The following is a 25,682-nucleotide window of genomic DNA, read 5'->3' as shown; positions in this document are numbered from 1 at the left end:
GGGGCGAACGATGCCGTACACCGAGAACGAGGCCCACCGGCGCGACGCCGCCGACCCGGGGCACCGGCACCTGTTCCACGTGCCGCCCGCCGACGGCGGCCGCTATCCCGAGGCGGCCTACCTGGCCGGCAACTCGCTGGGCCTGCAACCCCGGGCCACCCGCGACGAACTCCTCGCCGACCTGGACGACTGGCGCCGGCTGGGGGTGGAGGGGCACCTGGAGGCGGGGCGCCCCTGGCTGCCGTACCACGAGCTGCTCACCGGGCCGGCCGCGCGACTGGTCGGCGCGCGCCCCGCGGAGACCGTGGTGATGAACTCCCTCACCGTCAACCTGCACCTGCTGATGGTGAGCTTCTACCGGCCGGCGGGGCGGCGGACCCGGATCGTCATCGAGGACAGCGCCTTCCCCTCGGACAGCTACGCGGTGCGCAGCCAGGCCCGTTTCCACGGTCTGGACCCGGACGCCACAGTGGTCCGGCTGACGCCGCGCCCCGGCGAGGACACCCTGCGCACGTCCGACGTGCTGGACCTCCTCGCCGCCGAGGGGGACACCGTCGCGCTGGTGCTGCTCGGCGGGGTCAACTACCTCACCGGCGAGCTGATGGACATCCCGGCGATCACCGCCGCCGGCCGGGCCGCCGGGGCGGTGGTCGGCTGGGACCTGGCGCACGCCGCCGGCAACGTCCCGCTCGCCCTGCACGACTGGGACGTCGACTTCGCCGCCTGGTGCTCGTACAAGTACCTGAACTCGGGGCCCGGCGCGTTGGCCGGCGTCTTCGTGCACGAGCGGCACCTCGGCGACCCGGCGCTGCCCCGCTTCGAGGGCTGGTGGAGCACCGAGGCGGCGACCCGGTTCGAGATGACCCCGGTGGCCCGGCCGCCGGCCACCGTCGAGGCGTGGCAGGTCTCCAACCCGCCGATCTTCGCGATGGGTCCGGTGCGCACCTCGCTGGAGCTGTTCGACGCCGTCGGCATGCCGGCGCTGCGGGAGCGCAGCGTGCGCCTCACCGGGTGGCTGGAGCGGCTGCTCGACGAGGTGACCGCCGACCGGCCGTTGACCGTGGTCACCCCGCGCGACCCGGCCCGGCGGGGTTGCCAGCTCTCGGTCCGGGTCGGCGCGGGCAGCGCGGGCGAGCTGAGCAAGCGGCTGCGGCACGAGCACGGGGTGATCGCCGACGCCCGCGAGCCGGACATCGTGCGGTTCGCCCCGGTGCCGCTCTACTCGACGTACCACGACTGCTGGCGGGTCGCCGACGCGCTGGCCGCGACTGTGGAGACCACCTCATGAGTACGGAACGGGACGAGATCGCGGTCGTCGGGGCCGGGCTGGCCGGCTGCCTGCTGGCCTGCTTCCTGGCCCGGCGCGGCTACCCGGTGGCGCTCTACGAGCGGCGACCCGACCCGCGTACCGGCCGGGTCGAGCGGGGCCGCTCGATCAACCTGGCGCTCTCCGAGCGCGGCCTCGACGCGCTGCGCCGGATCGGGCTGGCCGAGCAGGTGATGGCCGACGCGCTGCCGATGCGCGGCCGGATGATCCACCCGGTGGCGGGCGAGCCGCAGTTCCAGTCGTACAGCGTCGACGGGGACCGGGCGATCAACTCGATCAGCCGGGGCGCGCTGAACAACGCCCTGCTGACCGCCGCCGCCGCGCTGCCGGGGGTGCGGATCGCCTTCGACCACCGGCTGGTCGGGCTCGACCCGACCAGCGGCGAGCTGACCTTCGAGACCCCGCAGGGCAAGGTCACCGGGACCGCGTCGGTGGTCCTGGGCGCGGACGGGGCGGGCTCCGCCGTGCGCGGGCAGCTGCTGGCGTACGGGGTGCTGACCGAGAGCCTCGACTTCCTCGACTACGGCTACAAGGAACTCACCGTCCCGCCGATCGGCGGGGAGTTCGCGCTCGACCCGGGCGCGCTGCACATCTGGCCGCGCGGCACCTCGATGATGATCGCGCTGCCCAACCCGGACCGCTCCTTCACCTGCACGCTGTTCTGGCCCACCCACGGCACGCAGAGCTTCGCCTCGCTGGGCAGCCCGGCGGCGATCGAACGGCACTTCACCACCCACTACCCGGACCTGGTGCCGCTCGCCCCGAACCTGGTCGACGACTACCAGCACAACCCGGTCGGGGTGCTCGGCACGGTCCGCTGCACCCCGTGGCAGGTGGCCGGCAAGGTCGGGCTGGTCGGCGACGCGGCGCACGCCATCGTGCCGTTCTACGGCCAGGGCGCGAACTGCGCGTTCGAGGACGTGGTGGAGCTGGACCGCTGCCTCGACGAGTGCGCCGACCACTGGGCGTCCGCGCTGCCGCTGTACCAGCACCGGCGGCAGGCGAACGCGGAGGCGATCGCCCGGATGGCGCTGACCAACTTCGTGGAGATGCGGGACAAGGTCGCCTCCCCGGTCTACCGGACCCGCAAGAAGATCGAGCACGCCCTGGAACGGGCCCTGCCCGGCCGGTACGTCTCCCAGTACGAGTTGGTCTCCTTCTCCACCACCCCGTACGCCCAGGTGCGCCGCCGGGTCCGCCGGCAGTACGCGGCCGTCGGCGCGGTCGCGGCGGGGGCGCTGGCCCTGTTGGCCGGCGGGGTCGGCGCGGCGCTGGGGCGGCGGCGATGAGTCTCTGGGACCCCCGGCTGATGGCCGGGCACGCGCCGGACGGCCCCGGCCTGCTGCGCAACTTCGTCGGCGGCGAGTTCGTGGCCACCGGCACCCGGTTCACCAAGCGCAGCCCGGTCACCGGTGAACCGGTCTTCGAGGTGGTCGAGGCGTCGGCGTCCACGGTGGACGACGCGGTGACCGCCGCCCGGGCGGCGTTGCGCGGCCCGTGGGGCCGGCTGGGCGAGCGGGAGCGCGCCGAGGTGCTGCGCCGGGTCGCCGACGAGCTGGAACGTCGCTTCGACGACCTGGTCGCCGCCGAGGTCGCGGACACCGGCAAGTCGATCTCGCAGGCCCGGACGCTGGACATCCCGCGCGGCGCGGCCAACTTCCGGGCGTTCGCCGAGATCGTGGCGACCGCGCCGACCGAGTCGTTCACCACGGTCACCCCGACCGGCGGCCGGGCACTGAACTACGCGGTCCGCAAGCCGGTCGGCGTGGTCGCGGTCATCGTGCCGTGGAACCTGCCGCTGCTGCTGCTCACCTGGAAGGTCGCGCCCGCGCTGGCCTGCGGCAACGCGGTGATCGTCAAGCCCAGCGAGGAGACCCCGGCCTCGGCCACCCTGCTCGCCGAGGTGATGGCGGCGGCCGGCGTACCGGAGGGGGTGTTCAACCTGGTGCACGGCTTCGGCCCCGGCTCGGCCGGCGAGCACCTGACCCGGCACCCCGGCGTCGACGCGGTCACCTTCACCGGTGAGTCGGCGACCGGCAGCGCCATCATGCGGGCCGCCGCCGACGGGGTGAAGGCGGTCTCCTTCGAGCTGGGCGGCAAGAACGCCGGCCTGGTCTTCGCCGACGCCGACCTGGACGCCGCGGTCGCCGGCTCGGTCCGGTCCAGCTTCACCAACGGCGGCCAGGTCTGTCTCTGCACGGAACGGATCTACGTGCAGCGGCCGGTCTTCGAGGAGTTCACCGCGCGGCTGGCCGAGCGCGCCGACGAGTTGGCGTACGGCTGGCCGGCCGACGAGGCGACGGCGAACATGCCGCTGATCTCGCACGGCCACCGGGAGAAGGTGCTCGGCCACTACGCGCTGGCCCGCACCGAGGGCGCCGAGGTGCGCGCCGGGGGCGGAGTGCCGCGCTTCGGCGACGCCCGCGACGGCGGCGCGTACGTGCAGCCGACCGTGCTCACCGGACTCGGGCCGGACGCCCGCACCAACCGCGAGGAGATCTTCGGCCCGCTGGTGCACGTCGCCCCGTTCGACACCGAGGACGAGGCGTACGCGCTGGCCAACGGCACCGAGTACGGCCTGGCGGCGACCGTCTGGACCCGGGATGTGGGCCGGGCGCACCGGGCCGGGTCCCGGCTGGACGCCGGCATCGTCTGGGTGAACACCTGGTTCCTGCGTGACCTGCGCACCCCGTTCGGCGGGGTGAAGGCCTCCGGCATCGGCCGGGAGGGTGGTGTGCACTCGCTCGACTTCTACTCGGAACTCACCAACGTCTGTGTGGACCTCTCATGAGTGCGCGGAACGGGCAGAATGGCCGGCGTCTCAAGCGTACGCAGCGAGGAGCGGGGATGACCGTCGACATCGAAGCCGCCAACCGGGAACTGGCCGTGGCCCGGCAGGACGAGAAGCCCTGCCCGCCGCTGCGCGGCCGGCTGCTGCCGGAGGGCGACGTCGAGGCCGCGTACCAGGTGCAGCAGGTCTACACCCGGCAGCGGCTCGGCAAGGGCCATCGCCGGGTGGGCGCGAAGATCGGCCTCACCTCGCGGGCCGTGCAGGAGAACTTCGGCGTCTTCCAGCCCGACTTCGGGGTGCTCTTCGACGACATGGCGGTCGGCGACGGCGTCGAGGTGCCGATCGGCCGGCTGCTCCAGCCCCGGGTGGAGGCGGAGATCGCCTTCGTGCTCGGCGCGGACCTGCCCGACGAGCGGGTCATCGGCGTGGACCTGATCCGGGCGGTGGACCACGTGCTGCCGGCCATCGAGATCGTCGACTCGCGGATCGCCGGCTGGGACATCTCCATCGTGGACACCATTGCCGACAACGCCTCCAGTGGTCTCTTCGTGCTCGGCACCACGCCCCGCCGGCTGGCCGACGTGGACCTGCGGCTCTGCGGGATGGTGCTGGAGCACGCCGGCGAGCCGGTCTCGGTCGGGGCCGGGGCGGCCTGCCTCGGCAATCCGCTGCACGCCCTGCAGTGGCTGGCCGGCACGATGGCCCGCGCCGGTGACCCGTTGAAGGCCGGCGACGTGGTGCTCTCCGGGGCCCTCGGCCCGATGGTGCCGGTCACCCCCGGTGCCGCGTACGAGGCCCGGATCTCCGGCCTCGGCTCGGTGCGTACCTGTTTCTCCCGGGAGGTCTCATGAGTGTCGGCGTGGCGGTGCTCGGGTCGGGCAACATCGGCACCGACCTGATGATCAAGGTGCTGCGGCTCAGTGAGACGCTGCGCATGGTGGCGATGGCCGGCATCGACCCGGCCTCGGACGGGCTGGCCCGGGCTCGCCGGCTCGGCGTGGCCACCACCGCGGAGGGCGTCGACGGGCTGGTCGCGATGCCCGAGTTCGCCGACGTCGAGCTGGTCTTCGACGCCACCTCGGCCGGCGCGCACCGCCGGCACGACGAGGTGCTGCGGGCGCACGGGCGGACCGTGGTCGACCTGACCCCGGCCGCGCTCGGCCCGTACGTGGTGCCGCCGGTCAACCTCGACGAGCACCTGCGGGAACGCAACGTCAACATGGTCACCTGCGGCGGGCAGGCCACCGTGCCGATCGTGCACGCGGTCGGGCGGGTCACCCCGGTCGCATACGGGGAGATCGTCGCCTCGATCGCGTCGAGGTCGGCCGGTCCGGGCACCCGGGCCAACATCGACGAGTTCACCGAGACCACGGCCCGGGCGATCGAGGTGGTCGGCGGCGCGGAGCGCGGCAAGGCGATCATCGTGCTGAACCCGGCCGACCCGCCGCTGCTGATGCGCGACACCGTCTACTGCCTCTGCCCGGACGCCGACGCGGACCGCGCGGCGATCGCCGGATCGGTGGCCGACATGGTGGCGACCGTGCAGGAGTACGTGCCGGGCTACCGGCTCAAGCAGGACGTGCAGTTCGACCGGGTCGACACGTACGCGCCGGTGCTGGGCCGGCACTTCACCGGCCTGCAGGTCTCGGTCTTCCTGGAGGTCTCCGGGGCCGGGCACTACCTGCCCGCGTACGCCGGCAACCTGGACATCATGACCTCGGCCGCGCTGCGCACCGCGGAGCGACTGGTCGCGCTGCGCGTGAAGGGGGTGCCGGCATGACCGACCTGTACATCCAGGACGTGACGCTGCGCGACGGCATGCACGCCATCGCCCACCGGTACACGGTGGACCAGGTGCGGACCATCGCCGCCGCGCTGGACGCGGCCGGAGTGGCCGCCATCGAGGTGGCGCACGGCGACGGCCTCGCCGGCTCCAGCGTCAACTACGGACACGGCGCGGCCGGCGACGCCGACTGGATCGCCGCCGCCGCCGAGGTGCTGACGAACGCCCGGCTGACCACCCTGCTGCTGCCCGGCATCGGCACCATCGCCGACCTGAGGGCGGCCAGGGCGCTCGGGGTGACCAGCGTCCGGATCGCCACCCACTGCACCGAGGCGGACATCTCCGCCCAGCACATCTCCTGGGCCCGGGAGAACGGCATGGACGTCTCCGGGTTTCTGATGATGTCGCACATGTCCGACCCGGCGGGGCTGGCCGCCCAGGCCAAGCTGATGGAGTCGTACGGGGCGCACTGTGTCTACGTCACCGACTCCGGCGGCCGGCTGCTGATGTCGGACGTGGCGGCGCGGGTCGACGCGTACCGGCAGGTGCTGGAGCCGGAGACGCAGATCGGCATCCACGCCCACCACAACCTGTCGCTGGGGGTGGCCAACAGCGTGGTCGCGGTCGAGCACGGCCGGGTCCGCGGGGCCGGGCCGGCCGGCGCGGACGCGCCGCACGGCCGGACCGTCCGGGTGGACGCCTCGCTGGCCGGGATGGGCGCGGGCGCCGGCAACGCCCCGCTGGAGGTCTTCGTGGCGGTCGCCGAGCTGCACGGCTGGAAGCACGGCTGCGACGTGTTCGCGCTGATGGACGCGGCCGACGACGTGGTCCGCCCGCTCCAGGACCGGCCGGTCCAGGTCGACCGGGAGACGCTCTCCCTCGGGTACGCGGGCGTCTACTCCAGCTTCCTGCGGCACGCCGAACGGGCGTCGGCGAAGTACGGCGTGGACGTCCGCTCGATCCTCGTCGAGCTGGGCCGACGGCGGATGGTCGGCGGCCAGGAGGACATGATCGTGGACGTGGCACTGGACCTGGCCGGTAAGGAGAACTCATGATCGGGCCGGACATCGCGGGGATCGCCGAGAAGCTGGGCGCGGCGGCCGACACGGCGACCGCGATCCCGCAGCTCGCCGCCGAGACCGGCCTCGACGTGGACGCCGCGTACGCGGTGCAGGCCGCGCTGCTGCAACGCCGGCTGGACCGGGGCGAGCGGCTGGTCGGGCTGAAGATGGGGCTGACCAGCAAGGCGAAGATGGCCCAGGTCGGCGTGGACGAGGTGATCTGGGGTCGGCTCACCGACGTGATGCGGGTGCCCGACGGCGGCGGCGTCGACGTGGCCGACTTCATCCACCCCCGGGTGGAGCCGGAGGTGGCGTTCCTGCTCGACCGGCTCCCCGACCCGGGCGAGCCGGTCGGCTCCTTCACCCGGGCGGTCCGCGCGGTCGCCCCGGCGATCGAGCTGATCGACTCCCGGTACGCGAACTTCAGCTTCTCCCTGCCGGACGTCGTCGCCGACAACACCTCGGCGGCCGCGTTCGTCGTCGGCCCCTGGTCGCCGGTGCCGGACGGGCTGGACAACCTCGGGGTGCTGCTGGAGATCGACGGTCGGGTGGCCCAGGTCGGCTCGACCGCGGCGATCCTCGGCGACCCGCGGCGTGCGCTCGACGAGGGGATCCGACTGGCCGGCCGGCACGGCGTCCGGCTGCGCAAGGGTTGGGTCTTCCTGGCCGGGGCGGCCACCGCGGCGGTGCCGCTGCGCCCCGGCGCGCACGTCCGTGCCGTGGTGGAGAAGCTCGGCACCGCATCGCTGAAGGCGGCGGCATGACCGCCCGCGTGGTGGCCGGGAAGGCCGTGCCGCGCGGGGCGTTCCCGCACGTGAAGGTCGCGGGCGGGTTCGTCTTCGTCTCGGGTACGTCGTCGCGCCGGCCGGACAACACCTTCGCCGGTGTCTCGGTCGACGAGTTCGGCACCACCGACCTCGACATCCGGGCGCAGACCCGGGCGGTGGTCGGGAACATCCGCGACCTGCTCCGCTCGGTCGGCGCCGACCTGAGTGATCTGGTGCAGGTCACCAGCTACCTGGTCAACATGAACGACTTCGGTGGCTACAACGAGGTGTGGGCGGAGTTCTTCGACGCCACCGGGCCGACCCGGACCACGGTGGCCGTGCACCAGCTCCCGCACCCGCACCTGCTGATCGAGATGCAGGCCGTCGCCCTACTACCGTCGGGAGGTCATCGTGAGTGAGATCGCCGAGCCGTTCAGCTTCACGGGCTGGATCGGGGAGAACCAGCACCTGCTGAAGCCGCCGGTGGGCAACAAGGAGATGCTGCCCGGCAGCGACGACTTCATCGTCATGGTGGTGGGCGGCCCGAACCAGCGGACCGACTTCCACGTCGACCCGTACGAGGAGTTCTTCTACCAGGTCAAAGGCAACATGCACATCAACCTGATGCTCCCGGAGGGGCCGCGTACGGTGCACGTGCGCGAGGGACAGATGTGGATGCTGCCGCGCAACACCCCGCACTCGCCGCAGCGTCCCGAGGCCGGCTCGATCGGCATGGTGATCGAGCGGGTCCGCGAGGAGGGCACCCTGGAGAAGTTCCAGTGGTACTGCCCGCAGTGCAGCAACAAGGTGCACGAGGTGGAGCTCCAGGTGCGCGACATCGCCGCCGACCTGCCCCCGGTCTTCCAGGCGTTCTACGCCGACGAGAAGGCCCGCACCTGCGGCAACTGCGGCGCGCTGCACCCGGGCAAGGGCTGATGCCGGGGCCGGTCGTGGACGTGCACACGCACGTCGTACCCAAGGGGTGGCCGGACCTCGCCGCGGCCTGCGGCGGGTCCGGCTGGCCCTGGCTGCGGGTGGACTCCGAGCGCGCCGCCATGATCATGGTCGGGGAGACGGAGTTCCGGCCGGTCGGTGCCCAGTGCTGGGACGCCGGCACCCGGCTCGCCGACATGACCGCCGACGGGGTCGACGTGCAGGTGGTCTCACCCACCCCGGTCTTCTTCGGCTACGACCGCCCGGCCGACCAGGCGGTCAAGGTGGCCCGCATCTTCAACGACCTCACCCTGGAGGTCACCGCCGCCGGCGGCGACCGGCTGGTGCCGTTCTGCCAGGTGCCGCTCCAGGACGCCGACCTGGCCTGCGCCGAGCTGGACCGCTGCCTCGCCGCCGGCCACGCCGGCGTGGAGATCGGCAACCACGTCGGCGACCGGGACCTCGACGACGCGGGCATCGTGCAGTTCCTGACCCACTGCGCCACGGTCGGCGCGCCGGTCTTCGTGCACCCCTGGGACATGCCCGGCGGCCCCCGGCTGGACCGGTGGATGGCCCGCTGGCTGACCGGGATGCCCGCCGAGACCCACCTGTCGGTGCTGGCGCTGATCCTCGGCGGGGTCTTCGACCGGGTGCCGGAGACGCTGCGGATCTGCTTCGCGCACGGCGGCGGCAGCTTCCCGTTCTGGCTGGGCCGGGCCGACAACGCCTGGCACCGCCGGGGCGACCTGGTCCGCGGCGCCTCCACCGCCCCGCCCGGCAGCTACGTCGACCGGTTCGCCGTCGACTCGGTGGTCTTCGAGCCGGCCGCGCTGCGGCTGCTGGTCGACACCATGGGGGCCGACCGGGTGCTGCTGGGCAGCGACTACCCGTACCCGCTGGGGGAGCGGCCGGTCGGCCAGGTGGTGCACCGCGCCGACTTCCTCACCGACGCGCAGCGCGCCGCCCTGCTCGGCGGCAACGCCCTGCGCTTCCTGTACGGCTGACCCCGGCCCCGGCCGGCGCTCCCGCCGGGTCGTGTCGCGCCGGAACACCCTCCTGTACCGCCTTTGCTCTGCTTCAACGCACGCAACATTGGTAGCGCTCTCATGTCGCGCCGGTTGAAGCAGAGCAAAGGCGGTCGACCGACACCTCCGGGGTGCCGGCGCGCGGACGAGCGGAGCTGGTGGTGCCGGCGCGTGAGGAGTGCGGGGGCCTCGGCGGACCGGCAGGATGAGGGGATGGCCGAGCCGCACGATCTGACCGCGCTGGAGCAGGCCGCCGCGATCCGCCGGGGCGAGCTGTCCAGTGTGGAGCTGGTCACGCACCACCTGCGCCGGGTCGAGGCGCTCGGCGACACCGTCGGCGCGTTCGTCACCGTCACCGCCGAGCGGGCGGTGGAGGCGGCCCGCGCCGCCGACGCGGTGCCGGCCGACGAGCGGGGGCCGCTGCACGGCGTACCGACCGCGATCAAGGACCTGACGCTGACCGCGGGGGTGCGCACCACCTTCGGGTCGGCGGCGTTCGCCGACTTCGTGCCGCCCGTGGACGCCGACGTGGTCCGGTTCATGACCGAGGCCGGGCTGGTCAGCCTCGGCAAGACCACCACCTCCGAGCTGGGCTGCTCGCTCTACTCCGAAGGGCTGGTCGCCCCGCCGGCCCGCAACCCGTGGGACCTCGCGTACACGGCGGGTGGGTCCAGCGGTGGCGCGGCGGCCGCGGTGGCGGCCGGGCTGGTGCCGGTGGCCCAGGGCTCCGACGGCGGTGGCTCGCTGCGGATCCCGGCCTCGCTCTGCGGACTGGTGGGATACAAGCCCAGCCGGGGCGTGGTCTCCGGCGGCCCGCTCGGCTCCGGCGCGTTCGGGCTGCCGACCGGCGGCCCGTTGGGGCGGACGGTGACCGACGTGGCCGCGCTGCTCGACGTGCTGGCCCGGCCGGTGCCCGGCGAGCCCTACCTGCCACCCGCCGCGCCCGACGGCGGCCACCTGGCGGTGGCCCGGGCGGCATCCCCGGGCCGGCTGCGGATCGGCCGGTTCACCACCCCGATGCTCGCCGACGAGCCGGTGCACCCCGACTGCGTGGCCGCCGTCGACCGGGCCGCCGCGCTGCTCGCCGCCGCCGGCCACGAGGTGGTCGACGTCCCCGCGCCGCTCGGCCCCGAGGCGTGGCCGCTCTTCGAGACCGTCTGGTACGTGCTGGCGCTCGCCCCGGTGCCGCCCGAGCGGGAGCCCGACCTGCTGCCGTTGACCCGGTTCCTGCGCGCCCGGGGCGCCACCATCGGCGCCGGACCGCTGCTCGCCGCGCTCGGCGAACTCCAGGCCCAGGTACGCCGGGGCGTGCGCCGGACCGCCGGCTGCGACCTGCTGCTCTGCCCGACGCTGGCCGCCCCGCAGGCGCCGGTCGGCGCGTTCGCCGCCCTCGACCCGGCCGAGGATTTCGACCGGCAGCGCCGCTTCTCGCCGTACTGCGCCATCTTCAACGTCACCGGCGACCCGTCCGTTTCCCTGCCGGTGGGCCGTACCGACGCCGGGTTGCCGGTCGGGGTGCTGCTCACCGGCCGGTACGGCGACGACTCGACATTGATCGCCACTGCCGCGCAACTGGAGCACGCCTGTGGCGGATGGGATCAGCACCCCGCAATCTGGCGGGCCGTCGACTCCGCTAACGTGAACAGCACAAGCGGAGTCGGGCGCCCGTCGTCATGATCGTCCACCCGACCCGGAAGATTCCTGGTCTCTCTTTCCGCCTGGGGGCGTTGGGATTGTCTGTTACCGACACTCTGCTGGTCTTCGTCGGCATCCCGGCGGTCGCGGTGCTGGTGATCGCCGGCCTGGCCTTCGCCGGTAGCCGTGGTGGCGGCGGTGGCGGCGCCAAGCGCTACCGCCCGGGCCGGCCCTTCGACTTCACTCCGGTCTGGTTCCTGGGCCGTCCGGAGCAGCTGGCCGACTCGGCCGGCACCGCGCTGTCCGCGGGCGCGCAGGCGCCGGCGCTGACCAGCCGCAAGCAGGAGCAGGCCGGCCGCGAGGCGCCGGCCGGTGGAACCGGAGGCGCAAGTGACCGTTGGTGAAGCCCGAGCCACGTCGGGGACGACCGACACCCCGCCGGACGTGCTCGACGGGCCCTTCTCGACCCGTCAGCTGCTCCGCATCGACGAGGCGCTCCGCCTCGCCGACCAGGGCACCGGCCTGGTCTTCTCGGTCTACGTGGGTGGTCTCGACGAGCCGATCCGGGAGCACGCCGAGCGGTTGCACCGGCAGCTCGCCGAGCCCGACCGGTCCGTGCTGATCGCCGTGTCGCCCAACCAGCGCCAGCTGGAGATCATCACCGGCCGGTACGCCCGCAAGCGCATCCCGGACACGTACGCCAAGCTCGCCGCGCTCTCCATGGTGGCGTCCTTCGGCGGCGGCGACCTGGCCGGCGGCGTCATCCAGGGCCTCGACCAGCTCGCCAGCCACGCCGGCAAGGGCTGAGCAGCCCGCAGTCACGACGAAGCCCGGTCCGCGATCATGCGGGCCGGGCTCTTCCGTGTGCCGGGCGGGTGACAACGGCCCGGGGCCGGCGCGGGCTCCCACCCACGCCGGCCCCGGGCCGCGTACTCCTGCTCAGGCGCTCTGCGCGTCCTTCGCGCGGGCCTTCAGCGCGCGGACCACGCCGTCACGACCCTCGGCCACCAGCCGGCGCAGCGACGCCGGGTGACCCTCGCCGGCCAGCCAGGCGTCGGTGGCCGCCACCGTCTCCTCCTCGACCAGGTACGACGGGTAGGCGAGCTGCACGAACTCCTGCGCCGGCTCGCTGTCCCGCTGCGCCCACACCTGGGCCGCGGTCGCGAAGTACTGCTCCCGGTACGGCGCGACGAGTTCCACCTGGGCCGGGTGGGTGAGGCCCTGGAGCAGCGCGCGGTTGCGCCAGTTCGGCAGCGCGTCCGGGCCGGTGAGCTGCGCCCACACCGCCGCCTTGTTCTCCGCGGTCGGCACCAGCGCGTGCGTGTACGCGGCCTCCCGCTCGCCGCTGGCGGTGCGGTCGTTCGCCAGCTCGGCCTCCACCTCGGCAGCCCCGGCCGCGCCGTTGGCCACCAGCGACTGGAGCACCGCCCAGCGCAGCTCGGTGTCGACGGTCAGCCCCGCCGGCACCTCGGCGCCGTCGAGCCAGCCGCGCAGCACCGCCAGGTCCTCGGCGGAGCGGGCCGCCGAGGCGTACGCCCGGGCCCAGGCGAGCTGGAACCCGCTGCCCGGCTCGGCCGCCGCCAGCGCGGTCCGGGCGGTCCGGGCCAGCTCGGCCCAGCCGGTCGGCGCCCACGCCGGGTCGGCGTAGAAGGTGAGCGCGGTGGTCGCCTGCCGCAGGGTGGCGGTGATCAGGTTGATGTCGGTCTCCGCCGGCAGACCGGCGAGCACCAGGGCGACGTAGTCGCGGGCGGACAGCTCGGCGTCGCGGGTCATGTCCCAGGCGGCGGTCCAGCACAGCGCCCGGGCCAGCGACGAGTCGAAGCCCGCGATGTGCTGCACCACGGTGGCCATCGACCGCTCGTCCAGCCGCAGCTTCGTGTACGTCAGGTCCTCGTCGTTGAGCAGCAGCACGTCGGCGGCCCGCCGGCCGTGCAGCGCGGACAGCTCGGTCAGCTCGCCGGTCACGTCGACCTCGACGGTCTCCCGGCGGACCAGCCGGCCGTCGGTCAGGTCGTAGAGGCCCACCCCGATCCGGTGGGTGCGCAGCGTCGGGTGCCCGGCCGGCGCCTCCTGGCGGACCAGCACCCGCTCGTAGGTGCCGTCGGCGCCGATGGTGACCTCGGGGCGCAGCGTGTTGACCTGCGCGGTCTCCAGCCACTGCGCGGCGAACTTGCGCAGCTCGCGGCCGGAGGCGGTCTCCAGCTCGGAGAGCAGGTCGTCGAAGGTGGCGTTGCCCCAGGCGTGCTTGCCGAAGTACGCCCGCAGGCCGGCCAGGAACGGCTCCTCGCCCACGTACGCGACGAGCTGCTTGAGCACGCTGGCGCCCTTGGCGTACGTGATGCCGTCGAAGTTGACCTCGACGGCCTCCAGGTCCGGCATCTCGCAGTAGACCGGGTGGGTGGAGGAGAGCTGGTCCTGCCGGTAGCCCCAGTTCTTGCGGATGGACAGGAACGTCGTCCAGGCGTCGGTGAACCGGGTGGCGTGGGTGTTGCACCAGTGGCTGGCCCACTCGGCGAACGACTCGTTCAGCCACAGGTCGTTCCACCAGCGCATGGTGACCAGGTCACCGAACCACATGTGCGCCAGCTCGTGCAGGATCGTGTTGGCGCGCTGCTCGTACTCGAAGTCGGTGACCTGCGAGCGGAAGATGTAGTGCGACTCGGCGTGCGTGACGCAGCCGAAGTTCTCCATCGCGCCCGCGTTGAAGTCGGGCACCCAGAGCTGGTCGTACTTGGGCAGCGGGTAGCGCACGCCGAACTTCTCGTGGAAGAAGTCGAAGCCCTGCTTGGTGATCAGGAACAGGTCGTCGGAGTCCAGGTACTGCGCCATCGAGGCCCGGCAGAACGCGCCCAGGTCGATGCCGTCGTGGCTGTCCCGCACCTCGTGGTACGGGCCGGCGCACAGCGCGGTGATGTAGGTGCTCATCCGCGCCGACTCGACGAAGTGGACGGTCTTCAGCCCCTCGCCGGCCGGCTCCTCGCGCTCGACCGGCATGTTGGACACGACCCGCCAGTGCGCGGGCACGGTGGCGTGCCAGGTGTAGACGCTCTTCAGGTCGGGCTGGTCGAAGCAGGCGAAGACCTTCTGCGCGTCGGCCGTCTCGAACTGGCTGTAGAGGTAGGTCTCGCCGTCCACCGGGTCGACGGTGCGGTGCAGGCCCTGCCCGCTGTTCGAGTACCCGAAGTCGGCGTCGACCACGAGGACGTTCTCGGCCGCCAGCCCGGTGAGGGTGAGGCCCTTCTCGGCGGACCAGTCGGCGAGGTCGACCGGGGCGCCGTTGAGCGTCGCGGAACGCACCGACTCGGCGGCCGTCTCGATGAAGGTGGTGGCCCCCGGCTCGGCGCAGCGGAAGCTGACCTCGGTCACCGAGCGGAACGTACGGCCCTCGGCCTGCACCGCGGTCGACAGGTCAAGGTTGATGTCGTACCCGGTCACCTCGAGCAGGCGGGCCCGCTCGGTGGCCTCCACCTGGGTCAGGTTGCGCACTCCCGGCACTGTTCGTCTCCATCCCACTCGTCTCGCCGCGCCCGCGGCTCCGGCCGCACCGGGCCGCTCGTGACGGCCGGTCCAGCCGAGTCTTCCATGCACTGGCACCCTTCGGTGGCCGAGGTCACGCTCTCATTCCGGTGCCGGTCGATGCCGGCCGGGGTGAGGATCAGGGGTGAGGCGCCGGAGGTCCGGCGCGCGAAGTCGTGAAGGGATATCGCCGTGACCGATCGTGGCGCCGTGGACATGTACTTCGACCCGCTGTGCCCGTGGGCGTGGATCACCTCCCGCTGGCTGCTGGAGGTCGAGCAGGTCCGGGACGTGGACATCCGTTTCCGGGTGATGAGCCTCGCCGTGCTGAACGAGGGGCGGGAGTTGCCCGAGCAGTACCAGGAGCTGATGCGCAAGGGCTGGGGCCCGGTGCGGGTCTGCATCGCGGTGGAGCAGGCGCACGGCCCGGAGACGCTGGCGAAGCTCTACACCGCGCTGGGCACCCGGATCCACCTCGGCAAGGAGGAACTGGGCCGGGACCTGCTGGTCGGCGCGCTCACCGAGGTCGGGCTGGACCCGGTGCTGGCCGACGCCGCCGAGTCCACCGAGTACGACGAGGCGCTGCGGGCCAGCCACGAGGCGGGCATGCGGCCGGTCGGCACCGACGTGGGCACCCCGGTGATCCACGCCCCCGGCCCGGACGGCGGGAAGGTCGCGTTCTTCGGCCCGGTGATCACCCCCGCGCCGAAGGGCGAGGCGGCCGGCCGGCTCTGGGACGGCGTCCTGCTGGTCGCCGGCACCCCCGGCTTCTACGAGCTCAAGCGCACCCGGGAGCAGGGCCCGATCTTCGACTGACCGCCCGCGAGGGCACCGGCCCGTCGCGACCCGCGCCGTCCGCGTCACCCGGGCGGCGTGGGTCTCGTTTCACCGGGTGTTCCCGCCGGCGGCCGTCCGGGCCGCCCCCGGCAGCTCCTGGAGGCGTTCCCATGGGTAAGCACCGCCGTACGTCCGACGACGGGCCGGAGACGGTGACCGAGGACTCCGGTGCGACGTACTGGTCCGTGGCCGAGGGCGACTGGCCCGCCGTCCGGCCGTCCCTGCCCGCCGAGATGGTGGACCTGCTCGCCCCGCCGATCGTGGTCGGCGTCGCCCGGGTGGTGGCCACCTCGCGGGTGACCCCACCCGCCGACGCGCCCGTCCCGGCGCGGACCCCCGGCCCGGTCCGCACCGCCGCGACGGTGGGCCGTCCCGCCCTGGCCGGGGCCACGACGGTACGCCTCACCCCCGGTGCCGCCTCCCGTCCGGCCGCCCCGGCCGGCACCCGCCGGCCCGCCGCCGGCCGGCACCGGGGCGCCGGCGCCGAGCGCCCGGCCTGAGACGCCGGTGGGGGAGGGCCCGCCGCCGAGCCGGTGGGCCCGCCCTTTCATCTGGTGGAAGCGTGCGGGTCCGACGGCGGGCCCGCGACGGGCGCGGGTAGCGTCAGCGGGCATGACGGTCGTGCATCCGATCGCCCGGGCCTGGATCACCACTGGCGGCACCGGCGCGCAGAACTACGACGAGTTCGCCGACGACGCGGAGATCACCGCCATCGTCGAGGCGAACCCGCACAGTGCCCTGGGCATCGAGATGCCCCACCGGGCCCCGGAGAGCCTCGGGAAGTCCTTCCTCGACGCGCTGCCCGACGCGGTGTCCCGGCTCGCCGAGGCGAAGGCCGACGGCAGCTACACCCCGGCCGAGGAGGTCGTGGTCCTCTACCGGATCAGCGCCCCCGGTGAGGAGAGCGCGTACGGCCTCTTCGCCATGGTCGACACCGACCAGATCTCCACCCGGGCCGACGAGCCCGGCCTGGTCATCCGCAACGAGGACGTCTTCATCGCCAAGGTGCGGGAGCGGGTCGCCCTCGCCGAGGCGCTCGGTCACCTGCTCTCGCCCGTACTCCTGCTGCAGACCGGGCGCGGCGACGAGCTGCACGCCGCCCTCGCGACGGCGACCGACACGGCCGGCGCGCCCGCCGCGACCGACGTGGACCAGGCCGGCCGGACGCACGCCATCTGGCTGCTCGGCCCCGGCCCGGCGCAGGACGAGGTGACCGCGCTGGCCGGCGGCGGCGAGCTGGTGGTCGCGGACGGCAACCACCGCAGCCTGGCCGCGCAGACCGGCGGCTTCCCGCGCTTCCTCTCCGTGATCACCACGCCGGCCTCGGTCGCCATCCAGCCGTACAACCGGCTGGTCAGCGAGCTGACCACCACCCCGGCGGAGCTGCTGGACCGGCTCCGCGCCGCCGGCGCGGAGATCAGCCCGGTCGCCGGCCCGGTCGAGGTCCCGGCGGCCGGCGGCACCGTCCACCTCCACCTCGCCGGCCAGGGGTACGCGGTGACCCTGCCGCACGTCGGCGGCGAGCGGCTGGAGAACCTCGACCACGCGCTGGTCGAGCGGCTGCTGCTGCGTGACGCGCTCGGCCTCGACCCGGGCGACAAGCGGATCACCTACGTGGGCGGCGACTATCCGGCGAGCTGGCTCACCGGTGAGGTCGACGCCGGCCGGGCCGAGCTGGCGGTGCTGATCGCCCCGGTGACCGTGGACGACTTCGTCGCGGTCAACCTGGCCCGGGAGAAGATGCCCCGCAAGAGCACCTGGTTCACCCCGAAGGCGCGGGCCGGCCTGGTGGTCGCCGAGCTGCCACAGCGGAACCTGTGACGAATCCGCCTCCGGGTCGCCGCCCGCGCGGCGGCCCGGCGGCGGGCCTGTCAGACTGCGCGGTATGCGCGTCTACCTGGGATCCGACCACGCCGGTTTCGAGCTGAAGGTGCACCTGGCCAACCACCTCGCCAAGCAGGGGTACGAGGTGGTCGACGTGGGCCCGCACGCCTTCGACCCGGACGACGACTACCCGGCGTTCTGCCTGCACACCGGTGACCGGGTGGTCGCCGACCCGGGCAGCCTCGGCGTGGTGATCGGCGGCTCCGGCAACGGCGAGCAGATCGCCGCCAACAAGATCGCCGGGGTGCGCGCCGCGCTCGCCTGGAACATCGACACCGCCCAGCTCGCCCGGGAGCACAACGACGCCAACATCGTCGCCATCGGCGCCCGCCAGCACACCCTGGACGAGGCGGCCGCCCTGGTGGAGGCCTTCCTGACCACCCCGTTCTCGGGCAACCCCCGGCACTCCCGCCGGATCGAGCAGGTGGCCGCGTACGAGCAGACCCGCCACCTCCCCGACCTGCCCGCCTGACCCACGCCGACCGGCCGGCGCCTCGTGTCGCCGGCCGGCGTCGCGTGCGTACGCCGGCCGGTGCCCGACCTGGTCAGCGGCCGGAGCGGGGGAGTTCCTCGCGGGGCACCCAGTTGCGCCGGACGATCACCACGCGGGCCTCGGCCTCGGCCAGGTCCGCGTCCGTCGGTCGGGCCGCGTCCCGGGCCCGTAGCGCTGCCGTGGCGCTCACCTGCGACGACCCGGAGCCGACCAGACCGCGCAGGCCGCGCTCGCCCTCGTCGGGGCCGGAGCGGCGGCCCCGGGGCGGTTCGTCGTGCACCGGCACGGTGGCCGCGGCCGGACCCTCGGTCTCGGGCGTCGCGGTGTCCCCGTGGTGCCGCAGCCGGCGTCGCCGTCGCTCCGTATCACCCATCCCCCGACCGTACCGCCCCGCCGGTCCTCGGGAGCGGTCAGAAGACCTCCATGGGGGAGGGGGCCCGGTGCCAGGTGAAGGCCGGCGCGGTCGCGGCGACGGTGCCGGGGACCAGTTCGCGTACCCGGCCGGCGGCGCCGAGCGCGCCGAGCCCGGTCCCGCCCAGGTAGAGCTCACCCAGGGCGCGGACGTCGCAGGCCAGCCCGGCGGGCGCGGTGGTGGCGACGCACTCGGCGCCGGTGGGGCCGCCCACCAGCCGCCACCGGCCGGTGTTCTCCGGCAGCAGGTCGTCGGTCACCTCCAGCACCACGTCCACCTCGGTGGCGTAGCGACGGGCGGCCAGCGCGGCCGGCAGGTCGACCACGCGTACCCAGAGCGAGTCGGCGAGCTGTGCGCCCAGCCGGCGAGGTTCGTTCAGCAGCCAGAACAGTGGCTCGTCCAGGGCGGCGTACCGGAACGACAGCCGGCGGGTCAGGTCCACCGAGAGCAGCAGCCGCCAGAGCTCGACGTACGCCTCTCCGGTGGCGGCGACCACCTCCTCGACCAGGACCTGGCCGCACGGACCGGTGGGCCCCCACTCCTCCTTCGCCCGGTACAGCGCGTACCCGTCGGGGCCGGTGGGCCCGTCGTGCAGCAGCACCCGACGGGGCGTCGCCCCGCCGCGCAGGCTCGCCAGGTCGGCCAGCCGGTACGCCCACCAGCGCTCGTCCCGGCCCGACCAGCCGGGCCGGTCGGCGCGGACCCGCTCGTACAGCCGGGCCAGCTCGGCGGCGTGGGTGTCGGCGCGGCCCAGGCGCAGCGTGCCCGCCGCGGGCCCCGGGTCCGGCAGCCGCAGTTCGGTGGTGTCGCACTGGACGGTGCAGCGCCGCGCGGCGAGCCCGTAGCCGAAGCGCGGGTAGATCCGGCCCTCGCTGGCCCAGAGCACCGCCACCGGCTCGCGGCCGGCGTCGCGGATCTCCCGGAGCTGCCGGCGCATCAGCGCGGTGAGCAGGCCCCGGCGTCGGTGGGTGGGGGCGACCGCGACCCCGGTCACGTGCGCGGCGGGCAGCACCGCGCCGGGCACCGTCAGCTCCCGGGTGAACGCGGTGGCGTGCGCCACCGGCACGCCGGCGTCCCGGACCAGCAGGGCCCGGTCGGGCTCGAACACGCTCCGCTCGATGTCGACGACCTCCGGCTCGGGAGCGTCGTGGAAGGCCAGCGAGAAGAGCCCGGAGATGTCGTCGAAATCCGCGGCCCGGGGCACCGTGATGTCCATTCGACGTGTGTAGCCCATCATGTCCGGGTCGGCGACCGACTTTGTCGGCTCGCTACCCTCGGAAACGTGGCCGGCGTCGGTCGAGGGGGAGGCAACGAGATGGCGGACCAGACACAGCCGTGGGCGGAGCGCACCGTGGAGGTGCCACCGCAGCCCGGTGTGGGGGTGGTCCCACCGCAGCGGGACGGGTTCCAGCGCGGCGTGGCCCAGGTCGGGCAGGCGCGTCCGCGTACGACCCGGACGGAGCAGTTCCCCGCCGTCGACCCGAACCACTGGGCCGGGGAGTCCGGCCCGCGCCGCCCGATGAGCTGGCACCTGACCCAGCTGCGCCGGGGCGGGGAGCTGAGCGCGGCCGGCGGGCTGTTCGCCTTCGTCTGCTGGGGCATCTGGGCGATCTCCGGCCGGGGCAACCTGGCCGCGCCGCTGCTCACCTTCGTGCTCAGCCTGCTCACCGCGGTCGGGCTCTTCGCGCTGGCCCGGCTGCTCGGCCGGATCGTCTGGGAGCGGCAGCTCGGCCGGATCCGGCGCAGCGCCCGGGGCGCGCACCTGGTGACCGCGATCTTCCTGGTCGGCGTGGGGGTGGCGTACCTCCAGCAGACCGAGTGGGTGGTCGACGCCTGGAACTGGGTGACCGGCAACTGAGCGTCGGCGCGGGCGGGTCGGCTCGGTGCCGCCCGCCCGCGCGCCCGGTCACGGCACGCCGCGACCCCGGTCGTCACTCCACCAGGACGCCGCTCGCATTACCCGGCCCGGGCCGGTTCATCCGTCGCCCGGTGGGCTGACCGGACGCCCCGGCGCCCCCGGCCCGACCGAGGCGACGACCGTTCGGCGAGCCGGGGCGCGCTTCCGGCGCACCGACCCCGGGCGGCCGTCGTGGCGGGCCGGGTCGGCGGCGCAGCATGACGCCATGGGCGCGTATCGATCAGCGTACGAGCGGAGCATCGCCGACCCGGAGGGCTTCTGGCGGGAGGCGGCGACGGAGATCGACTGGTACCGGCCACCGGAGCGGATCCTCGACGACAGCGCCGCGCCGCTGTACCGCTGGTTCCCCGACGCGGAGCTGAACACCTGCCACAACGCGCTCGACCGGCACGTGGCGGCCGGCCGGGGCGACCAGCCGGCGCTGATCCACGACAGTCCGGTCACCGGCACGGTGACCACCCGCACGTACGCCGAGCTGCTGGCCGAGACCGCCCGGTTCGCCGGGGCGCTGCGCCGGCTCGGGGTGGGCCGTGGCGACCGGGTGCTGCTCTACCTCGCGATGGTGCCGGAGGCGGTCGTCGCGATGCTCGCCTGCGCCCGGATCGGCGCGGTGCACTCAGTGGTCTTCGGTGGGTTCGCCGCCCACGAACTGGCCGTCCGGATCGACGACGCCCGGCCGAAGGTGGTGGTCGCCACCTCGTGCGGGATCGAGGTGGACCGGGTGGTGCCGTACCACCCGATCCTCACCGCCGCCCTGGCCGAGGCGACGCACGCGCCGGAGCGCTGCGTGCTGGTGCAGCGCCCGCAGGAGCCGGCCCCGCTGGTCGCCGGGCGCGACCTCGACTGGGCCGAGGTGATGGCCGACGCCGAGCCGGTCGACTGCGTGCCGGTGGCCGCCACCGACCCGCTCTACGTCCTCTACACCTCCGGCACCACCGGCCGGCCGAAGGGCGTCGTCCGCGACAACGGCGGGCACGCGGTGGCGCTGCGCTGGTCGATGCGCAACGTCTACGGCATCGGGCCGGGGGACGTCTTCTGGGCCGCCTCCGACGTCGGCTGGGTGGTCGGCCACTCCTACATCGTGTACGGGCCGCTGCTCACCGGCGCGACCACCGTCCTCTACGAGGGCAAGCCGGTCGGCACCCCGGACGCGGGCGCGTTCTGGCGGGTGGTGGCGCAGCACCGGGTGGCCGCCCTGTTCACCGCCCCCACCGCGATCCGCGCGATCCGCCGACAGGACCCGGACGGTACGCACCTCGCCCGGTACGACCTGAGTGGCCTGCGCACCCTCTTCCTGGCCGGCGAGCGGCTGGACCCGGACACCTGGGCCTGGGCGGGGCAGCGGCTCGGCGTACCGGTGGTGGACAACTGGTGGCAGACGGAGACCGGCTGGCCGGTGGCGGCCAACCCGCGCGGCCTGGAGCCGCTGCCGATCAAGCCGGGCTCGCCCTCGGTGCCCGTCCCCGGGTACGACGTGCGGGTGGTCGACGCGGGCGGCCGCGAGGTGCCGGCGGGCACCGACGGCTCGATCGTGATCCGGCTGCCGCTGCCGCCGGGCTGCCTGCCCACCCTGTGGGGCGACGACGAGCGCTACGTCCGCTCCTACCTGAGCGCCTTCCCCGGTCACTACCTGACCGGCGACGGCGGCCGGTTCGACTCCGACGGCTACCTCTACGTGATGGGCCGCACCGACGACGTGATCAACGTGGCCGGGCACCGGCTCTCCACCGGCGCGATGGAGGAGGTGCTGGCCGGGCACCCGGCGGTGGCCGAGTGCGCGGTGATCGGGGTGGCGGACGCGCTCAAGGGCCAGGTCCCCAGCGGGTACGTGGTGCTCAAGGCCGGCGCCGACGCCGACCCGGACACCCTCGCCGCGGAACTGGTCGCCCTGGTCCGGCAGCGGATCGGGCCGGTGGCCGCCTTCCGCCGGGTGACCGTGGTGCCGGCGCTGCCCAAGACCCGCTCCGGCAAGATCCTCCGCCGGACCATGCGTGGCCTGGTCGAGGGGCGCGACGAGCCGGTGCCGGCCACCATCGACGACCCGACGACGCTGGCGGTCTTCCGCGACCTGGGGCGCTGAGCGGGTCGGGCGACCGGGTTCACCCGGCGAAGCGGTACAGCACGAACTCCTTCTCCGCCCCGCAGACGATCACCTGGGTGTTCCACGAGCAGGAGTCGCTGCGCACGCCCCGCAGCTCGCCCATCTCGTGCGGCTTGTTCGCGTTCTTCGGCAGCCCGGCGAGGCTGCGGTTGTCCTCACCGCTGCTCGGTGACTCGCCGAAGAGCAGCACGTTGCCGGCGTCCAGGCGGACGGCCACCCCGGGCCGGTCCCGCAGCACCACGCCGCCGTCCGGGTCGAAGAGGGTCACCGTGGGCCGGGGCGAGTCGCGCCCGGCCAGCAGGTGCTCGCCGACCGGCACCAGCGTCTCCGCCTTCGGGGCGGCCCAGCTCCTGGCGGCCTCGCCCTCGGTCACCGCGACCACCTTCGTCGCGTCCGCCCCGGCGCCCGGCACCTCCAGCAGGCAGGCCCGGTGCGCGCCGCAGGTGACCAGCGACTTCGCCCGGGTCTGCTCGTCGGCCGAGGAGTGCAGCACCTTGGGGTTACCGAGCTCGGCCAGGTCGTAGGCGAGCAGCCGGTAGCCCTGGTTCTCCTCGACCACGTACAGCCGGTCGTCCCGGGCGGCCAGCGGGTCGTCGACGTCGGCCACGTTGGGCCGGCTGCGCACCTCGCCGCCGGCCAGCTCGATCACCCGCACCGACCGGTCCGCGCCCACCTGCACCAGCCGATCGGCCCGGCCGGCCCACGGGGTGCGGGGCGAGCCGTCGAGGTACGCGGACCCGTCCAGCGCCTCGCCGGTGTCCACCGGCAGCACCCGGGTCCGCGCGTCGCCGTACTCGTTGCGCGGGTTGTCGTGCGCCCACTGCTGGTGGCCGTCGTCGAGCCGCAGCCCGACCAGCCGGTTCCCGGACCGGTCCAGCCAGGCCAGCGTGCCGGTGCCGAGGTAGAACGCGTCGTCACCGTGGACGCTGAGGTCCCAGCGCCGCTTGCCGTCGCCGCCGTCGAGCACCACCAGCGGGCGCGGGGTGCTGTCCCCGCTCGCGTCCGCGAGGACGGCCACCCCGTCGGGCAGCGCCCGGATGCCCGCCCACCGCTCGGCCGCCACCGGGGTGGGTTCCCGCCAGATCGGCTTGCCGGTGGCGGTGTCGACCGCCACCACCTGCAACCGGTCGTCGGGCAGCGGGTAGGCCAGGTAGGCGCGGTCGGCCAGGGTGGCGGTGAACATCGCTCCCGGCCGTTCGTCACCGGCCGGCACCGCCTTGACCAGGTCGAGGCTGTCGTGGAAGTCCAGCGCCGGGTGACGGTCGCGGAGCAGCCAGAACGCGGTCGCCGCCACCACGCCGAGCAGCGCCAGGCCGGCGGCGAGCACGATCCAGCGGGCCCGTGGGCCACGTGCCGGGCCGCCGGGCGCGGGCGGAACCGGAGACCCCGGGGGTACGCCCGGACCACCGGATCCCGTCCCCGGCGACCAGCCGGACAGGGCGGGGTGACCGGGCGACACCGGGTTCCCGGGCGCGGGTGGCCGGTCCGGGGCGGCGGGCGGCGACCCCGCCCACGGCGACCCCGCGCCCGCGTACCCGAGGGGGGCCGGGTGGCCGGTCGGCCGGGGCGGGGTGGGGTTGGCGACCAGGGTGCCGTGCGGCCCGGCCGGGTAGCCCCCGCCGCCGTCCGGCACCGTGCCGTGCGGACCGGCGAGCGCCGCGCCGTCCGGCACCGTGTCGGCGGCACCGGCGGGCACCGGTGCGGGGTACGCCGCCCGGTCGGCGCGCGTGCCGTGCGGGCCGGCCGGCGGGCCGCTGACCGGCGTTTCCGCCGCCGCACGCTCCGCCACGGTGCCGTGCGGTCCGGCCGGGGCCGGTACGGCGGTCACCGGCCGGCCGGGCCGGGGCAGCGGCAGGTCGGTCAGCGCTCCCTCGGCCACCGGCAGTTCCGGCTGCTCCAGCACGGTCGGCGCGATGCCCAGCTCGGCGTGCAGCAGCCGGGCCACCAGCGGCATCCGGGTCGACCCGCCGACCAGGAACAGGCCGGAGAGCTGCTCCGGGCCCAGCCCCGCCGCGGCGATCACGTCCCGGGTCTCGGCGACCGCCCGGGCCAGCAGCGGCGTGGCGAGCCGTTCCAGGTCCGCCCGGGACAGTGGAACGGCTGCCTCCACCCCCGGTACGGCCACCGGCGCGACCATCGCCCGGGAGAGCATCTCCTTCGCGCCGCGCACGTTCTCCCAGAGCTGCTGCCGGTCCCGCCGTTCGGCGGTGCTCCCCGGGTCGGTCAGCCGGGCCCACTGGGCCGGGTGCGCCGGGCCGACCAGCTCACCGAGCCGGCGCAGCAGCGCGGCGTCCAGGTCCAGCCCGCCGAGGTCGGCGACCCCACCGGTGGCGACCAGGTGGAACCCCGAGTCGCCCCACGGGTCGGCCCCCTCGTTGCGCAGCACCGCCACGTCGAGGGTGCCGCCGCCGAAGTCGAACACCGCCACCGCGCCGCCCACCGGCACCGGCCGGCGCAGCACCTGGGTGTAGTAGCGGGCCGCGGCCACCGGCTCGCGCAGCAGCCGGGTGCCGGGCGCGATCGGCCCGGCGAGCGTGTGCTCGGCCGCCGCCGGCCAGCCGGCCAGCTCCAACGCGTCGTGCAGCACCTGCCGCCGGGGCGGCGACCAGGCCGCCGGGTGGGTGACCACCGCGGGTGGGAGGAACCCCACCGCCGCCACCGCCGCGTCCGCCACCGCGCGCAGCGTCGCCGCCAGCAGCTCCGCCGGCCGGTACGCCCGCCCGCCCAGCGCCACGGTCTCCTCGTCGACCCGGCGCTTCGGGTTCGGCTCGTAGCCGGTCGGGTCGGCCTGGGCCAGCCGCTGCGCGTCCCGCCCCACGTGCAGGTGACCGTCGGTGTCGGCGTACACCCCGGAGGGGAGGATCGGGTGCCCGTCCACCAGCAGCGGCCTGGTCCGCCCGTCCGGCCACCGCAGCACCGCCACGGTGTTCGAGGTGCCGAGGTCGACGCCGAGGGCGTGTCCGTCCTGCTGGCCTGACATCCGTCACTACCTCCACCCGACGCGGGGACGCCCGGCCCCGCATCGTACGCAGCCCCGTCCGATGGCCGGTCTGCGGTCGCGGCGGTATGCGGAAGAGGAAAATCTGTGTCGGGTTCTTGTCTTCTATGGGTGTCGATCAATCGATAGCATGTGCGGTCCATCGCTCCTGCTGAATCTGCGGGACGGTGGCTCTGCGATTCCCGCCGCCGACAAGGCGGA

At 74.5% G+C, this 25,682-nt stretch carries 23 protein-coding genes; 19 read left to right on the top strand and 4 right to left on the bottom strand.

Annotation, left to right across the window (positions count from 1 at the left end; genetic code table 11):
• Positions 1–10: 10 nt before the first annotated feature.
• The 13 genes from kynU to GA0070611_RS16345 all read left to right on the top strand — a co-directional run bounded on the left by kynU (position 11) and on the right by GA0070611_RS16345 (position 12,129).
• Positions 11–1,288 (top strand): kynureninase, encoded by a 1,278-nt coding sequence (gene kynU / locus GA0070611_RS16405; protein ID WP_091673013.1) that lies wholly within the window; start codon positions 11–13, stop codon positions 1,286–1,288.
• Entirely contained in the window at positions 1,285–2,616 is a 1,332-nt protein-coding gene (locus GA0070611_RS16400) for an FAD-dependent oxidoreductase (protein ID WP_091665113.1), read from the top strand. The genes kynU and GA0070611_RS16400 overlap by 4 nt, the downstream gene beginning before the upstream one ends.
• A 20-nt stretch (positions 2,617–2,636) precedes the next feature.
• Entirely contained in the window at positions 2,637–4,118 is a 1,482-nt protein-coding gene (locus tag GA0070611_RS16395) for a 2-hydroxymuconic semialdehyde dehydrogenase (RefSeq protein WP_091665110.1), read from the top strand.
• Positions 4,119–4,174: 56 nt separating this feature from the next.
• Positions 4,175–4,969, top strand: coding sequence for a 2-keto-4-pentenoate hydratase (locus GA0070611_RS16390; RefSeq protein ID WP_091665107.1), 795 nt, complete (start codon positions 4,175–4,177; stop codon positions 4,967–4,969).
• Positions 4,966–5,898: an acetaldehyde dehydrogenase (acetylating) gene (locus GA0070611_RS16385; protein ID WP_091665105.1), complete on the top strand. Its 933-nt coding sequence runs from the start codon at positions 4,966–4,968 to the stop codon at positions 5,896–5,898. Before GA0070611_RS16390 ends, GA0070611_RS16385 begins: the two co-directional genes overlap by 4 nt.
• A complete protein-coding gene (gene dmpG, locus GA0070611_RS16380) occupies positions 5,895–6,956 on the top strand; it encodes a 4-hydroxy-2-oxovalerate aldolase (protein ID WP_091665103.1) in 1,062 nt (353 codons plus the stop codon). The genes GA0070611_RS16385 and dmpG overlap by 4 nt, the downstream gene beginning before the upstream one ends.
• Positions 6,953–7,726: a 2-keto-4-pentenoate hydratase gene (locus GA0070611_RS16375; protein ID WP_091665101.1), complete on the top strand. Its 774-nt coding sequence runs from the start codon at positions 6,953–6,955 to the stop codon at positions 7,724–7,726. The genes dmpG and GA0070611_RS16375 overlap by 4 nt, the downstream gene beginning before the upstream one ends.
• Entirely contained in the window at positions 7,723–8,148 is a 426-nt protein-coding gene (locus GA0070611_RS16370) for a RidA family protein (RefSeq protein WP_091665098.1), read from the top strand. Before GA0070611_RS16375 ends, GA0070611_RS16370 begins: the two co-directional genes overlap by 4 nt.
• Positions 8,141–8,665, top strand: a complete 525-nt coding sequence (locus GA0070611_RS16365; RefSeq protein ID WP_091665096.1) for a 3-hydroxyanthranilate 3,4-dioxygenase — start codon at positions 8,141–8,143, stop codon at positions 8,663–8,665. The genes GA0070611_RS16370 and GA0070611_RS16365 overlap by 8 nt, the downstream gene beginning before the upstream one ends.
• Entirely contained in the window at positions 8,665–9,666 is a 1,002-nt protein-coding gene (locus GA0070611_RS16360; RefSeq protein ID WP_091665093.1) for an amidohydrolase family protein, read from the top strand. The genes GA0070611_RS16365 and GA0070611_RS16360 overlap by 1 nt, the downstream gene beginning before the upstream one ends.
• 234 nt (positions 9,667–9,900) lie before the next feature.
• Positions 9,901–11,364 (top strand): amidase, encoded by a 1,464-nt coding sequence (locus tag GA0070611_RS16355; RefSeq protein ID WP_091665091.1) that lies wholly within the window; start codon positions 9,901–9,903, stop codon positions 11,362–11,364.
• 50 nt (positions 11,365–11,414) lie between these two features.
• Entirely contained in the window at positions 11,415–11,726 is a 312-nt protein-coding gene (ctaJ, locus tag GA0070611_RS16350) for an aa3-type cytochrome oxidase subunit CtaJ (RefSeq protein WP_456238050.1), read from the top strand.
• Complete coding sequence (locus GA0070611_RS16345; protein ID WP_091665088.1) at positions 11,713–12,129, top strand: DUF5130 family protein; 417 nt, start codon at positions 11,713–11,715, stop codon at positions 12,127–12,129. The genes ctaJ and GA0070611_RS16345 overlap by 14 nt, the downstream gene beginning before the upstream one ends.
• A 132-nt stretch (positions 12,130–12,261) precedes the next feature.
• On the opposite strand, the gene pepN is transcribed toward GA0070611_RS16345, so the two are convergent.
• A complete protein-coding gene (gene pepN, locus GA0070611_RS16340; protein WP_091665086.1) occupies positions 12,262–14,808 on the bottom strand; it encodes an aminopeptidase N in 2,547 nt (848 codons plus the stop codon).
• A 246-nt stretch (positions 14,809–15,054) separates the two neighbouring features.
• Here pepN and GA0070611_RS16335 point away from each other — a divergent pair, with 246 nt between their 5' ends.
• The 4 genes from GA0070611_RS16335 (at position 15,055) to GA0070611_RS16320 (ending at position 18,031) form a co-directional block, all read left to right on the top strand.
• Positions 15,055–15,654, top strand: coding sequence for a mycothiol-dependent nitroreductase Rv2466c family protein (locus GA0070611_RS16335; protein ID WP_407940440.1), 600 nt, complete (start codon positions 15,055–15,057; stop codon positions 15,652–15,654).
• Positions 15,655–15,785: 131 nt separating this feature from the next.
• On the top strand, positions 15,786–16,175 hold the full coding sequence (locus tag GA0070611_RS16330; protein WP_091665080.1) for a hypothetical protein: 390 nt from the start codon (positions 15,786–15,788) through the stop codon (positions 16,173–16,175).
• Positions 16,176–16,287: 112 nt separating this feature from the next.
• Positions 16,288–17,496 carry a DUF1015 family protein gene (locus tag GA0070611_RS16325; protein ID WP_091665078.1) on the top strand — a complete coding sequence of 403 codons (1,209 nt, stop codon included), beginning with the start codon at positions 16,288–16,290 and terminating at the stop codon, positions 17,494–17,496.
• Between the two features lie 64 nt (positions 17,497–17,560).
• Positions 17,561–18,031, top strand: coding sequence for a ribose-5-phosphate isomerase (locus GA0070611_RS16320; protein WP_091665075.1), 471 nt, complete (start codon positions 17,561–17,563; stop codon positions 18,029–18,031).
• A gap of 73 nt (positions 18,032–18,104) precedes the next feature.
• Here the strand turns inward: GA0070611_RS16320 and GA0070611_RS16315 are convergent, their stop codons facing one another.
• Positions 18,105–18,425: a hypothetical protein gene (locus GA0070611_RS16315; RefSeq protein ID WP_091665073.1), complete on the bottom strand. Its 321-nt coding sequence runs from the start codon at positions 18,423–18,425 to the stop codon at positions 18,105–18,107.
• Positions 18,426–18,462: 37 nt separating this feature from the next.
• Entirely contained in the window at positions 18,463–19,680 is a 1,218-nt protein-coding gene (locus GA0070611_RS16310; RefSeq protein WP_091665070.1) for a GNAT family N-acetyltransferase, read from the bottom strand.
• A 99-nt stretch (positions 19,681–19,779) separates the two neighbouring features.
• On the opposite strand from GA0070611_RS16310, the gene GA0070611_RS16305 reads away from it, so the two are divergent.
• Both GA0070611_RS16305 and GA0070611_RS16300 read left to right on the top strand, forming a co-directional pair.
• Entirely contained in the window at positions 19,780–20,322 is a 543-nt protein-coding gene (locus GA0070611_RS16305) for a hypothetical protein (protein WP_091665068.1), read from the top strand.
• 265 nt (positions 20,323–20,587) lie between these two features.
• The gene (locus tag GA0070611_RS16300; protein WP_091665066.1) at positions 20,588–22,462 is read left to right on the top strand and encodes a propionyl-CoA synthetase; all 1,875 of its coding nucleotides are present in this window, start codon (positions 20,588–20,590) and stop codon (positions 22,460–22,462) included.
• Between the two features lie 19 nt (positions 22,463–22,481).
• Here GA0070611_RS16300 and GA0070611_RS16295 read toward each other — a convergent pair whose 3' ends face one another.
• Positions 22,482–25,463: an Hsp70 family protein gene (locus GA0070611_RS16295; RefSeq protein ID WP_091665064.1), complete on the bottom strand. Its 2,982-nt coding sequence runs from the start codon at positions 25,461–25,463 to the stop codon at positions 22,482–22,484.
• Positions 25,464–25,682: the final 219 nt, after the last annotated feature.

Origin of the sequence: Micromonospora auratinigra (assembly GCF_900089595.1) — a bacterium.
In the GTDB taxonomy this organism is placed as follows: Bacteria; Actinomycetota; Actinomycetes; order Mycobacteriales; family Micromonosporaceae; genus Micromonospora; species Micromonospora auratinigra.
Note: the sequence above shows the minus strand (reverse complement) of the source record. Positions and strands in the feature narration are given on the sequence as shown.